The organism is Streptomyces sp. NPDC001890 (genome assembly GCF_042891445.1).
GTDB lineage: Bacteria > Actinomycetota > Actinomycetes > Streptomycetales > Streptomycetaceae > Streptomyces.
Window position 1 is genome coordinate 201,962 of sequence record NZ_JBIATE010000015.1, and the last position, 11,851, is coordinate 213,812.

Annotated in this window: 14 protein-coding genes; 8 read left to right on the forward strand and 6 right to left on the reverse strand. The window is 70.0% G+C overall.

Annotation, left to right across the window (positions count from 1 at the left end; all coding sequences use genetic code 11):
• Positions 1–370: 370 nt before the first annotated feature.
• Positions 371–1,027, forward strand: coding sequence for a TetR family transcriptional regulator (locus ACFYY1_RS29675; RefSeq protein WP_388591042.1), 657 nt, complete (start codon positions 371–373; stop codon positions 1,025–1,027).
• Positions 1,028–1,085: 58 nt separating this feature from the next.
• Complete coding sequence (locus ACFYY1_RS29680) at positions 1,086–2,630, forward strand: FAD-dependent monooxygenase (protein ID WP_388591044.1); 1,545 nt, start codon at positions 1,086–1,088, stop codon at positions 2,628–2,630.
• Between the two features lie 21 nt (positions 2,631–2,651).
• On the opposite strand, the gene ACFYY1_RS29685 is transcribed toward ACFYY1_RS29680, so the two are convergent.
• Entirely contained in the window at positions 2,652–3,533 is an 882-nt protein-coding gene (locus ACFYY1_RS29685) for an alpha/beta fold hydrolase (protein ID WP_388591045.1), read from the reverse strand.
• A gap of 177 nt (positions 3,534–3,710) precedes the next feature.
• Positions 3,711–4,160 (reverse strand): nuclear transport factor 2 family protein, encoded by a 450-nt coding sequence (locus ACFYY1_RS29690; RefSeq protein WP_388591047.1) that lies wholly within the window; start codon positions 4,158–4,160, stop codon positions 3,711–3,713.
• A gap of 86 nt (positions 4,161–4,246) precedes the next feature.
• Here ACFYY1_RS29690 and ACFYY1_RS29695 point away from each other — a divergent pair, with 86 nt between their 5' ends.
• Positions 4,247–4,816, forward strand: coding sequence for a PadR family transcriptional regulator (locus ACFYY1_RS29695; protein WP_388591048.1), 570 nt, complete (start codon positions 4,247–4,249; stop codon positions 4,814–4,816).
• The gene (locus ACFYY1_RS29700) at positions 4,803–5,618 is read left to right on the forward strand and encodes an SGNH/GDSL hydrolase family protein (protein WP_388591050.1); all 816 of its coding nucleotides are present in this window, start codon (positions 4,803–4,805) and stop codon (positions 5,616–5,618) included. Before ACFYY1_RS29695 ends, ACFYY1_RS29700 begins: the two co-directional genes overlap by 14 nt.
• Before the next feature lie 9 nt (positions 5,619–5,627).
• On the opposite strand, the gene ACFYY1_RS29705 is transcribed toward ACFYY1_RS29700, so the two are convergent.
• The 3 genes from ACFYY1_RS29705 to ACFYY1_RS29715 all read right to left on the reverse strand — a co-directional run bounded on the left by ACFYY1_RS29705 (position 5,628) and on the right by ACFYY1_RS29715 (position 7,859).
• On the reverse strand, positions 5,628–6,596 hold the full coding sequence (locus tag ACFYY1_RS29705) for an N-acetylmuramoyl-L-alanine amidase (protein WP_388591052.1): 969 nt from the start codon (positions 6,594–6,596) through the stop codon (positions 5,628–5,630).
• 178 nt (positions 6,597–6,774) lie between these two features.
• Positions 6,775–6,993, reverse strand: a complete 219-nt coding sequence (locus ACFYY1_RS29710; protein WP_388591054.1) for a DUF4287 domain-containing protein — start codon at positions 6,991–6,993, stop codon at positions 6,775–6,777.
• 65 nt (positions 6,994–7,058) lie between these two features.
• Positions 7,059–7,859 carry an alpha/beta fold hydrolase gene (locus ACFYY1_RS29715; protein WP_388591056.1) on the reverse strand — a complete coding sequence of 267 codons (801 nt, stop codon included), beginning with the start codon at positions 7,857–7,859 and terminating at the stop codon, positions 7,059–7,061.
• Positions 7,860–8,019: 160 nt separating this feature from the next.
• Between ACFYY1_RS29715 and ACFYY1_RS29720 the strand changes: the two genes are divergently transcribed.
• Positions 8,020–8,628: a TetR/AcrR family transcriptional regulator gene (locus ACFYY1_RS29720; RefSeq protein WP_388591057.1), complete on the forward strand. Its 609-nt coding sequence runs from the start codon at positions 8,020–8,022 to the stop codon at positions 8,626–8,628.
• 48 nt (positions 8,629–8,676) lie between these two features.
• Positions 8,677–9,516, forward strand: a complete 840-nt coding sequence (locus ACFYY1_RS29725; protein WP_388591059.1) for an alpha/beta fold hydrolase — start codon at positions 8,677–8,679, stop codon at positions 9,514–9,516.
• Here the strand turns inward: ACFYY1_RS29725 and ACFYY1_RS29730 are convergent.
• On the reverse strand, positions 9,489–9,920 hold the full coding sequence (locus tag ACFYY1_RS29730; RefSeq protein ID WP_388591060.1) for a WYL domain-containing protein: 432 nt from the start codon (positions 9,918–9,920) through the stop codon (positions 9,489–9,491). The genes ACFYY1_RS29725 and ACFYY1_RS29730 overlap by 28 nt on opposite strands.
• Positions 9,921–10,238: 318 nt before the next feature.
• Between ACFYY1_RS29730 and ACFYY1_RS29735 the strand changes: the two genes are divergently transcribed.
• Together ACFYY1_RS29735 and ACFYY1_RS29740 are read left to right on the forward strand one after the other, a co-directional pair.
• Positions 10,239–10,754, forward strand: a complete 516-nt coding sequence (locus ACFYY1_RS29735; RefSeq protein ID WP_388591076.1) for an amino acid permease — start codon at positions 10,239–10,241, stop codon at positions 10,752–10,754.
• A gap of 592 nt (positions 10,755–11,346) precedes the next feature.
• Positions 11,347–11,751, forward strand: coding sequence for a hypothetical protein (locus ACFYY1_RS29740; protein ID WP_388591061.1), 405 nt, complete (start codon positions 11,347–11,349; stop codon positions 11,749–11,751).
• Positions 11,752–11,851 lie beyond the last annotated feature (100 nt).

An 11,851-nucleotide genomic window follows, 5' to 3' on the forward strand; every position in this document is an offset into this window, starting at 1 on the left:
CCTTCACGCAGAACCGCGAGCATTCAGCCGTTGACGTGCGGTTTCACCGGTCGCCGCCCTCTCCCGCGTACCGCTTCCCCAAGCCGCCGAGAACGCCTTCCCCCGCTGGGTGCGCGCCCAGACCTACCCCCGCAATACCACCGTCCTCGCCGGCTCCGCCATCGCCCTGCTCGCGGCCTCCCCCGACTGAGGCGGCACCCCCACCGGCGCCCCCCACCCGGCGCTGTCGCGGCAGCGCCGTCACGTCGACACCGTCGAGGCGGCACCGCCACACGCCCGGGCGACCCATCTCGAACCTTCCTTCCATCCCAGCAATTTTTCCATTTTTGCAATCTTGCCGTGACGGCAAGATTTGCTCTACGCTGCTCGCATGACACCTGCAGACGAGGCCCGTACGGCCAGGCAGCCCGGACTCCGTGAGCGCAAGAAGCGGGAGACCCGGGTCGCCCTGAGCCAGGCGGCGATCCGCCTCTGCGTCCTGCACGGCTGGGCCGATGTGACGGTTGATCAGATCGCGGCCGAGGCCAACGTCTCCGTCCGCACCTTCCGCAACTACTTCGCCGGCAAGGCCGAGGCGATCGCCGCCAGCCACCTGGAGAGGATGCTGCAGGTCGCCGAGGACCTGCTCGCTCGCCCGGCCGGCGAACCGCTCTGGGACTCGCTGCTCCACGCGGTCGTCGGCCGGTTCGTACCGCCGAAGACCCCCGCGTCCCGGAACGCACCGCAGAACGAGCGGTGGCGCGAGGGGGTGCGGCTGATGCTGGGCGAACCCGCGCTGGCCGGTGAGATCGTCAAGGCCAACGCCGCCGCCCAGCAGGCGCTGGCCGAGGCCGTCGCCCGCCGCACCGGCACCGACGCCGAACGCGACGTCTACCCGAAGCTGGTCGCCGCCGTGGTGGCGGCGGGCAGCGCGACGGCCGTCGAGCACAGTCTGCGCGCCGACGACCCCGCGCCGCTCGGCGCGGTCCTGGCCCAGGTCTTCGAGCAGCTCGCCGCCGGCCTGCCGGTCCCGAGCGAAGAACGCTGACCACCACCGCACGCCGACGCCCTCTTCTCTCCCCCTTCCGTACCAAGGAGGCACGACCGTGACAGCCGACGTGATCATCGTGGGAGGCGGCCCGAACGGGCTGATGCTGGCCTGCGAGCTGAGCCTGGCCGGCATCAGCCCGATCGTGCTCGAACAACTCCCGGAGCCCAGCACCGAGCCCAAGGCCAACGGCCTGCTCGGCCAGGTGGTGCGCCTGGCCGACCACCGCGGTCTGTACGAGCCGCTCAGCGGCAGCCCGGAACCCCCGCAGCCGAACTCCGCCTACTTCATGTTCGCCGCCATGGGCCTCGATCTCGGCCTACTGGACGCCAATCCGGTCTTCGGCCTGGCCGCCCCGCAGCACCGCATCGTTCAGGTCCTGGAGGAGCGCGCCCGCTCGCTCGGCGTCGACCTGCGGCGCGGGCACCGGGTCCGTGCCGTCGCCCAGGACGAGGACGCCGTCACCCTCGACGTCACCGGCCCCGACGGCGACCGGCAGCTCCGCGCCCGCTACGTGGTCGGCGCGGACGGCGCGCACAGCGTGATCCGCAAGCTCTCCGGGATCGGGTTCCCCGGCGTCAGCCACGACCGCCGCACCAACCGCACCGCCCACGTCACCGTCCCGGCCGACTGGGTCGACCCGGGCAACGGCGCCCTCACCGTTCCCGGCCACGGGCCGGTCCTGCCCTTCCTGCCCCACCGCACCGACCGGGGCGGCTTCTCCTACGCGCCGTTCCCCGGTCAGCCACCGCTGGTCAGCACCACCGAATGGGACCAGCCCGCGACGGACGAGCCGATGACCCTGGCCGAAATGGAGGCGAGTGTCCGCCGCGTCCTCGGCGTCGACCTGCCGCTCGGCCCACCGGACGGCACGGGCCCGCATGTGCTGCGGCGGCTGGCGGGCGGCAACACCCGGGTCGCCGACCGGTTCCGCGACCGCCGGGTCCTCCTCGTCGGCGACGCCGCCCACGTGTACGCCTCCGGCGGCGGTCCCGGGCTGAACCTGGGCCTGCAGGACGCCGCCAACCTCGGCTGGAAGCTCGCCGCCACGCTGCGCGACACCGCCCCGCCCGGCCTGCTCGACAGCTACGACACCGAGCGCCGTCTGGCCGCCCGCCGCATGGTGCTCAACTCCGAGGCGCAGTCCGCGCTCACCGCTCCGGGGAGCGACACCACGGCCCTGCGCGAACTCTTCACCGAGCTGCTCACCGAAAAGGAGGTCGTCCAGCGCCTCGCCGATCTCACCGCGGGAACCGATGTGCGCTACGAGATGGGCCTCACCGACCCCCACCCCGCGGTCGGCCACTTCGCACCGGAACTGGAGCTGGTCACCGGGACGGAGAAGGTCCGGCTCGCCGAACTCGCCCGGAGCGCCCGGCCGTTGCTGATCGACCTGACCGAGGACCGGTCGGCGGCGGCCGTACTGGCGAAGGACCAGGACACCATCGATCCCGTCGTCGCACGGGGTGGCGGCCCGGCCGGCCTCTCCGCCCTGCTGATCCGCCCGGACGGATACGTGGCCTGGGCCAGCGGCTCCCCCGTCCCGGACCCGGCCGAACTGGCCGGGCTGCGGGCGGCGGTCGGGCGCTGGTTCACGGCCTGACCACGGCCTGAGCACGGCCGCTCAACGGGTGTGGGTCTCCAGGGCGTCGATGATCTCGGGCCAGAGTTCGCGGGGCCGGTCGTGCCCCATGTCGGCGAGCAGCAGGAGCCTCGCGCCGGGCACCAGTTCGGCGGTGCGCCTGCCCCCGCTGGGGTCGGTCAGCGTGTCGTCCAGACCGTGGATCACCAGGGTCGGCACTCGGAGCCCGCGCAGCGCGTCGGTGCGCGATCCACTGAGGATCATTGCCGCGAGTTGCCGCCCGGCACCGGCCGGGTAGTGGGCGCGGTCGTAGCTCCGGGCAGCCAGCTCACGCAGGGGCGCCGGGTCGCCGTACCGCTTGGAGGCCCACACCAGGTCCTTCTCCGCCGCCGCGATGTACCCCTCGCGGTCCGATGGTTTCGGACTGGAGACCACTGCCTGGGCCTCGGGGCTGGGCTGTCCGTAGTCGGGCTCGCCGGTCGAGGACATCATCGACGTCAGGGTCAGCACTCGCTCCGGCCGGCTGATGGCCATCGTCTGGGCGATCATGCCGCCCATCGAGGACCCGACCACGTGGGCCCGCTCGATGCCGAGCGCGGCGAGCAGGCCGAGGCCGTCGTCGGCCATGTCCTGCAGCTTGTAGGGCGCCATCGCCTGGGCGAACGGGATGTCGCCGGAGCTCACAACTTCGATGAACCGGCCCATGTCGACGGGATGTTCGTCGAATTTGGTGGACAGCCCGCAGTCGCGGTTGTCGTACCGGATCACGTAGCGTCCACGTTCGGCGAGCGCTCGGCAGAAGTCCTCGTGCCAGGCGATCATCTGGGCGCTGAAACCCGTCACGAGCAGAACGGCGGGATCAGCGGGGTCACCGAAGGTCTCGTACTCGATGGACACCCCGGGCAAGGCTTCGACAAGCGGCATGCCGGAAGTGTCCCAGCACCGACCGTCCGCGCGCATCCGGGTTCGACGCCCCGGGCGGGAACCGCGCAGCGCCTCGGTTCGCTCCTCCGACTCGCGCGGCGCACGAACCCGGCTCGTATCAGGGGCTGACGGCTGTCCCGTCGTGCCAGGAGGCTGAGGATCATGCCGTATCGGGCATCAACGGTCGACGGCCCCGGGGACGAGGCCGTCGGCGATCAGGCCGTCGAGCACCGCCTGGCCCAGGGCGTGCACGGCGGACTGGGGGCGGACCATCACGGTGAACTCCTTGATCCGGCCCGCCCCGTCGAACTGGAGCAGGTCGATGCCGTGGATCTGCTTGCCGTTCACGGTGGCGCGGAAGAGCAGGACCGTCGACGGGGCTTCCTCGCCGTCGGCACTCGTCTCGGCCGTGCCCTCGAAGTGTCCGACGTAGCGGAAGTCCTCGAAGGTGCGCAGCAGTACGCCGAAGAGCCCCAGCACCATGGGCCTGCCTTCGAACGGGGTGAACTTCACGGGGCTGTAGAGGCGGATGTCCTCGGTGAACAGGTCGCCCAGCGCGGCCAGTTCGCCCTTCTCCACGGCGGCGCGGAAGCGTTCGGTGGTCTCCACGGTCTCCATGACCTCCATGGCTCCTCCTGATACACAAGAATGTGATTAGTCATTTTCTTGAGTATGATGCAGTGGCGGACGAGGAAAGGGAAGGGGTCGCTTCGATGGCCTTGCGACATGCCGTGCTGGCGGCGCTGCTGGACGGCGAGTACAGCGGATACCAGCTGGCGAAGGCGTTCGACATCGGCGTCGCGAACTTCTGGCACGCCCTGCCGCAGCAGCTGTACGCGGAGCTGGCCAAGCTGGAGAAGGAAGGTCTGGTCGCGGGGCGGCAGGTGGTCCAGGAGACCCGGCCCAACAAACGCCTCTTCCAGGTCACCGACGCCGGTCGCGCCGAGCTGGAGAACTTCGCCGCAGCCGTGTCGAAGCCCTCGTTCATCCGCGACGATCTGCTCGTCAAGGTCCAGGTCGCCGACCGCATCGGCACGGATTCGGTGATCGAGCAGCTCCAGGAGCGGGCGTCCGCGGCCGAGGCCAAGATCGAGCTTCTCGGCAAGCTGCTGCGGCAGCTGCGCGGCGACATGGACGAGGAGGAGTTCCTCCTCCGGGGCGAGCGGATCGGGCCGTATCTGACCTGTCTGCGCGGCCTGGCCTTCGAGCAGGAGCACCGGGACTGGTGCCGGCGGATCGCGGCCGTACTCCGGGAAAGGCAGTCGACGCATGCCGAACGGTGAGTACCTGCGCTACGTCGCCCTGGGCGACAGCCAGACCGAAGGGCTCGGCGACGGTGACGACACCGTCGGGCTGCGGGGCTTCGCCGACCGGCTCGCCGAGCACCTCACGGCCGTCGACCCGGGCCTTCGGTACGCCAACCTCGCCGTACGCGGCCGTGTCGCCGGACAGGTCCGCGCCGAACAGCTGGGGCCCGCCCTGGATCTGCGGCCCGATCTGGCCACCGTTGTCTCCGGGGTCAACGATCTGCTCCGGCCCCGGTTCGACGCGGCCGAGGTGGCCGGGCACATGGAGGAGATGTTCGCCGCGCTCACCGCGGCCGGGGCCCATGTGGTGACGCTGACCTTCCCCGACGTGGGGCAGATCGTGCCCCTCGCCCGGCCGATCAGGTCCCGCGTGTCCGACCTCAACACGTGCATCCGGTCCGCGGCCGCCCGCCACGGGGTCACGGTCGCCGAAACCGGCCGGGCGGCCGTCGCCACCGATCCCCGGCTGTGGAGTGCGGACCGGCTCCACGCCAGTCCCCTGGGCCACGAGCGGATCGCCGCAGCCTTCGCCGAAGCCCTTCACCTGCCCGGAAGCAGCGATGCCTGGACCCGCGCCCTGCCGCCGCGGAAGGCCCCCACGGGCCGTCAGACCGCGGCGGCCGAACTGCGCTGGGCCGCCGCGTTCCTCGGCCCCTGGCTCGGACGCCGCCTTCGCGGCCGGTCCTCCGGCGCCGGCCGCACCGCGAAGCGTCCCCAACTGCTGCCCCTGAGCGCCCTGCCCGGCTCCGCGACGGAAAGCCGGCCGGCGGGAGCCTAAGGGCTGTCCCTAGGCGGCGCCGCTTTCGGTGTCGGCTTCGGTGTCGGTGTCGGTGTCGATGACGGCCCGTTCGATCGCGGCCTCGACCGCGGCGACGACGGTCCGCGTGTCGGCGCCCGTGCCGACCTGACCGGCGAGCGCGGTGATCGCGGCGGTCTGGGCGGCCATCCGCCTGTCCATGGACCGGATGCGGGCCTGCATGTCCTTCAGGATGGACTGCGGCTGCCATGTCGGATTCGTCGAGTGGTCCGCCGCGTCCGCCGGACCGCCGATCGCGTCGGTCTTCCACACGGCGTCGAAGATGTCGCGCTTGGTGATGCCTGCCATGGGGTCCTCCTCCTGGTCCGAGCCAGGGTTCCAGCTCGCGGGGTGCTTGAGCCGCTCGGCAACATCGGCGCGGAGCGCGGGCATGGTGAAGCCGCGGGGGTCGACCTTGTCGTTCGACCACTCCAGGTGGCCTATCACGGACTTCGCCGACCATTTGTGCGCCCGGCACAGGGCGGCCTGGACGCGGACGATCGCGTCGTACTGGGCCTTGGGCCAGGGGTCCTTGCCGTCGCCGAGGTTCTCGCACTCCCATCCGTAGAACCGGGCGTTGCCGTCGACCCCGTTGCTGTTGCCGCGGGTCGGCGGAGTCGGGCGGGTGCCATACGACTCCGCTATGACCTGCTCCAGCACCTTGGGATCGCCGCCACCGGCGTGATTCGCCCGGCCCCAGCCGACCATGTGCACCCGGCCGTCCTTCGCGATCATCCCGTGGCACAGCGGGCCGGGCAGGGACGCGTATCCGTCCCGGACCATGGCCACGGTCGCCGCCGTTCCCTTGGTGACCGTGTGATGCACGATGCTGCCGTTGACCGGGCCCCAAGGGCCCTTCGAATTGCGGTTGTGAGTACGCCAGTTGCCGACCTCGACCACGCGCACGCCCTCGGCGCGCAACGCCTTGAGCACAGCGGAGGCGGACAGAGGACTAGCCATTCGTTTCCCTTCAGCCCGAGGTGTACGGGACGTCGCGGACCTTACGTACGGTTCGCCACCGCCCGCCGCCGTCCGCGTGAACGCGAACCGGGTTGCGGTGACGACCATTTCATAAGAGATCCATACCCGCACGACAACAGCCGGACTCGACCCCGCGACCGGCAGTGTGCACAAACCGCTATTCGGCGCCGGACTTCGCCTCGGCCAGGGTGTGTGCGACGAGGGCGTTGGCATGGCCGTGGCCCAGGCCGTGCTCGGTCTTCAGCCAGGTGACGAGCTCCATGTGCTTGGTCAGGGGCGATGTGCGGATGAGGTTCTTCCAATCCTCGATCGGGCGGCCGTACTTCTTCTCGATCGAGGGGAAGTAGCTGGCGGGGCCGTTCACCGGTGCGGTCATGTCGTTGTCTCCTCCTGCGCGCATGTACATGTGCGTACGTAGGTGTGGTGGTTCTGGAGCCCTGCTCAGACCTGCTGCCCGGCGGCGAAGAAGCCGTCCAGGACGGGAGCGAGGGACTCCGGGTCGATGTTGTGGTCCTGGCCGGGAAGGGTGTGCAGGGTGAAGTTGTCCGCCAGCGCGGCGAGTTCGCGCGCCCCCTTCAGCATGTCCTCGTCGGCATCGCCGCTGCCGACGAGGACGGGGACCGTCACGGACTGCCAGCGGTCGGCGGGCAGGGGGCGGCCCGACATGGTGTCGCCCATGACCTGCCCGTCGTACGGCAGGGTGCGGGCGGCGGCCTCCATCCCGGCCCAGAAGGGGGCTTGCCGCATCCCGGCGACGGCCTCGGCGGGCATGCCCACGGCCGCGGTCATGAAGTAGGCGACAGCATCGCCGTACGCCTCCTCGGCCACGAGCGCCTTCAGGTGGTCGACGTAGTCGGCGGGCAGCGCAGGGCGGGTGGTGTCGACGATGAACGGCGGTTCGTACAGGGCCAGGCGGGACACGGCACTGCCCCGGGCCACGGCCTCCAGTGCCAGCACCGCACCGGAGGACATCCCGAAGACCATCGCCTCGCCGCCCACGCGCTCGATCAGCGCGTCCAGATCGTCGACCTCGCGCTGCACGTCGTACGCCGCGCTGTCCCCGCTGTCGCCGCGGCCCCGGCGGTCGTACGTGATCACGGTGAACCGCTCGGCCAGCAGGCCGGCGAGCGCGGCGGAGTCGCCCCGAGTCATGAAGGCACCGCCGACGAGCACCACCGCGGGGCCCGAGCCCTGCTGCTCGTAGGCGATGGCCGTGCCGTCGGACGAGAACACCTTGTCCATGCGAGATCCCCACTCCCATTCATGTTCATACGCAGTGCGCACGCACAGGGACGGAATCCCTGGCGCTTTTGGAACTGGACGGTACAGTACCCACATGAGTACTGGTCAGTCCAGTACTCTTCGATGGGGGCCAACCGAGGCAGGAAGGAAGTTGTTGGCGATGGACAGCCGTTCAGCACGCAAGCACCAGGCGATCCTGGAGGCCGCGACCACGGTGTTCCTGAGCAAGGGCTACTCGGGAACAAGCATGGACGACATCGCGAAACTGGCCGCGGTGTCCAAACAGACGGTCTACAAACACTTCGCGGACAAGGAGAAGCTGTTCTCCGAGATCGTCCTGGCCACCACCGATCGCATCGACGGCATGATCGACCTGGTGGCCGCCGTCCCCGCGGACGCCGACGCCCTGGAAGAGAACCTGAACCGGCTCGCCCGCCAGTTCCTGGCCGCCCTCACCCGCCCCCAGGTCCTTCAGCTGCGACGTCTGATCATCGCCAACGCCGATGCCTTCCCCGAGCTGGGTGCCGCCTGGTACGAGCAGGGCTTCGAAAGGGTTCTGGTCACTCTGTCGGAAACCTTCCGGCATCTCGCCGACGAGGGCCTGCTGCGGACCGACGACCCGATGCTGGCGGCCCATCACTTCGCCGGCCTGTTGCTGTGGATCCCCGTGAACAAGGCCATGTTCCACGGCAGTGCCCAGCACACCGAGGCGGACCTCGACCACTACGCCGCCGCCGGCGTCCGCGCCTTCCTCGCCGCCCACCGCTGATCCGGCGAAGCGCCTGGCCCGACCGTCCGTGAAACCGGGAGAAGACACATGAACTGGTCCGAGCGCACCGTCGTACGCGAGGGTGTCCGCATCTCCTGCCGCGACTGGGGCGGAACCGGACATCCTCTCGTCCTTCTGCACGGGCTGGCCGGTCACGCGGGCGAATGGGACGTCGTGGCCCGGGGCCTGAGTCCCCGGTACCGGGTCATCGCCGTCGACCAACGAGGCCACGGCGCCAGCGAACGCCACCCGGGCGACGTCTCCCGTGCCGCGTACGTAGCGGATGCCGTCGCGGTCATCGATCAACTGGCCCTCCGGCAGCCGGTTCTGATGGGTCAGTCGCTCGGCGGCCACACCGCCATGCTCACCGCTGCCGCGCACCCCGGCCTGATCCGCGCGCTCGTACTCGTCGAGGCCGGGCCCGGCGGGGCGGGTCCGGAGCTTCCCGCCGAGATCGGCAGTTGGCTCGACACCTGGCCGACGCCTTTTCCCACGAGGCAGGCAGCCGTACGGTTCCTCGGCGGCGGACCGGTCGGCGAGGGCTGGGCGGCCGGGCTCGAAGAACGCGACGGTGGATGGTGGCCACGCTTCGACCGCGATGTGATGGTCGGCTCCCTGGCCGAGAACGTCCGGCGTTCCTACTGGGACGAATGGGCAGGCGTAGCATGCCCGACCCTGACCGTCCTCGGGCAATCCGGAATCATCACGCCGCAGGAGGCCGACGGCATGTTCCGACAACGGCCGCATACGGTCGCCGTGAGCATCCCGGGGACGGGACACGATGTCCACCTGGAGCGGCCCGACGTCCTGCGGCAGGTGCTCCAGGGGTTCCTCTCGGAGGTCCTGGCAACGGCCGGCGGTCAATCGGCGCGCGTGGAACGGGCGTAGCGCTCCGCGAGCCGGCGCAGGCGGTCGACCAGTTCCGGGGGTTCGGTGACGTCGAAGTCGAAGTCGAGCGTGCCGAGGTGGACCGCGAGGGTCTGCACGGTGTCGGCGCCGGTGGTCAGGACGCAGGTGTCGGCGTCGAGCGCCTCGACGATGCCGACGCCGGGGTTGATCCGCTCGATCAACGCCGAGGCCGGGGCGTGGACGGTCACCCGCGCGTGGTGGCGCCAGGCCGCGGCCGACACCCGTCGGGAGACGTACGCCGCCACGTCGCCGCCGGGCGGGTCGCGCGGGGGGAAGCGCGGTCCGGTCGGGATGCGGGGCTCGATCCGGTCGACGCGGAAGGTCCGCCAGTCCTCGCGCTCGACGTCCCACGCGACCAGGTACCAGCGCCGGCCCCGGTTCACCGCCCGGTACGGCTCCACGACGCGGCGGGGGGGGCGAACCGGCGTGGTCCAGGTAGTCGAAGCGCAGCCGTTCCCGGTCGCGGCAGACGGTGCCCGGACCAGAAGCAGGGCCGACGCGGTCCGCCCGATCCGGGACGAGATCGAATCCCGGGTCCGCGGCCTGCCGCTCGGACTCCTTCCCACGGGCTGACCGGCGGTTCCGCCGGGTTGCGGGCGATTCAACCACCGGATTACTAATGTCCGTAATGCGTATTTTCGGTAGATGTTCTCGGGGCTTCGACGTGAGACGCGGCACCGGCCGCCGGACAGGCCGCCAAGCTGACCGTTCCGACACTGACCGCGATGGTGGTCGGCTCCATGGTCGGGGCCGGTGTGTTCTCCCTGCCGCGCCGGTTCTCCGAGGAGACCGGCGCCGCCGGGGCCCTCATTGCCTGGGCGGTCGCCGGGACCGGCATGCTGATGCTCGCCTTCGTCTTCCAGGCGCTCGCGGTCCGCAGACCGGACCTCGATGCCGGGGTCTACGCCTACGCCAAGGCCGGGTTCGGCGAGTACCTCGGGTTCTTCTCGGCCGTCGGGTACTGGGCCAGCGCCTGTCTCATCATCTACGCCCCGTCCTCCGTGCTGTTCGTGATGGCCCGGCGCGAGCAGAGCCGCAGGCCCTTCTCGCCGGGGGAGGCCGTCATCCTCGCCGTCTCGGTCGACGACGACACCGTCGCAATCACATTCGGCACCTCACCGGTCGTCCTCCCCGAACCGCTGGCCGGCCTGATCCGCGAACTCGTCGCGACCCGACGCGGCAAAGCCAAGATCGGAACCCCAGACGATGTCCCCTGACTGTTCCCGGGGGCCGCCCCGGGCACCCCCTCCGCGACGATCGGATCGCCCAGCGCCTCCACGAGATCGGGATCCGGCCCCGTCAGGACCGCTCCACCGCACTGTTCACCCTTGCCGCTGAACTGCCCGCAGCCATCCTCGCCCGGGTACTCGGCGTCCACATCCAAGTTGCCGTCCAGTGGCAGAAAACATCAGCCGGCGACTGGGCCGCCTACGCAGCCGTTGTCAGCAACCGCCAGCCATGACGTCCATATCCGACAGCCTCCCGGAATGATCGCGGGAGAAGCATGAGACCAGTAGGCAAGGGAGCAACACGGATGCTGCTACGTGATGTTGAGTACGGCGATGTCGACGCCTATGTTCGGATGCGATGCAACCTGGCCATGATGGTCGAGCTTGGAGGCCCGTTGCCTCGCGAGGGCATGGAGTCGAAGGTCCGACGTGATGCCCAACGGGCGGCGGCGGACACGGACTGGACAAAAGTGATCGTGCCCGATGAAGCCGAGCCGGGACTGGTCGCGGGAACCGTGACGGGTCGTCGCCGAGATCGGCGCCGCCTCCCAAGCTGCGGCGCCCGTTGGAAAGGACTGAGATGGCCCGGCTCACCGAGGAGACCAAGACCCGTAACGAGGCCGCGATCCGGGCTGCCATGGAGCGGATCCTGAGCGGGAACCTGCCGCCTGGGGGAAAGACAGACCTCAAGACCCTCGCCGCTCTGGCCGGGGTGACCCGCACCGGCTTCTATCCCAAGACGAACCGCGATGGCACCACAAGGCCCGGCGCCTACCAGCACCTGGCCGAGGAGTTCGAGCGGCGGCTTAGGGAGCTTCGAGACGCCGGGGAGATCCTTGATCCGCGAGTCGCGCAAATCGAGCGGCTCAAGAAGCACAACGCTGAGCTGAGAAGGCGAATCAGCACACGCGATGAGCAGTTGACGGAATTGTCCGATTTCAAGACCTTGGCGATCTCTCGGCTAGGCCCAATACCGCTGCTTTAAGGACTCTTCTGGCGTCTGCTGGTGGGTTTGGTGGGTGGGATGAGTGTGACTGTTCTGGCTGGTGGTTGTGGTGTGTTGTGGTGATGGGGGTGTTTGAGGT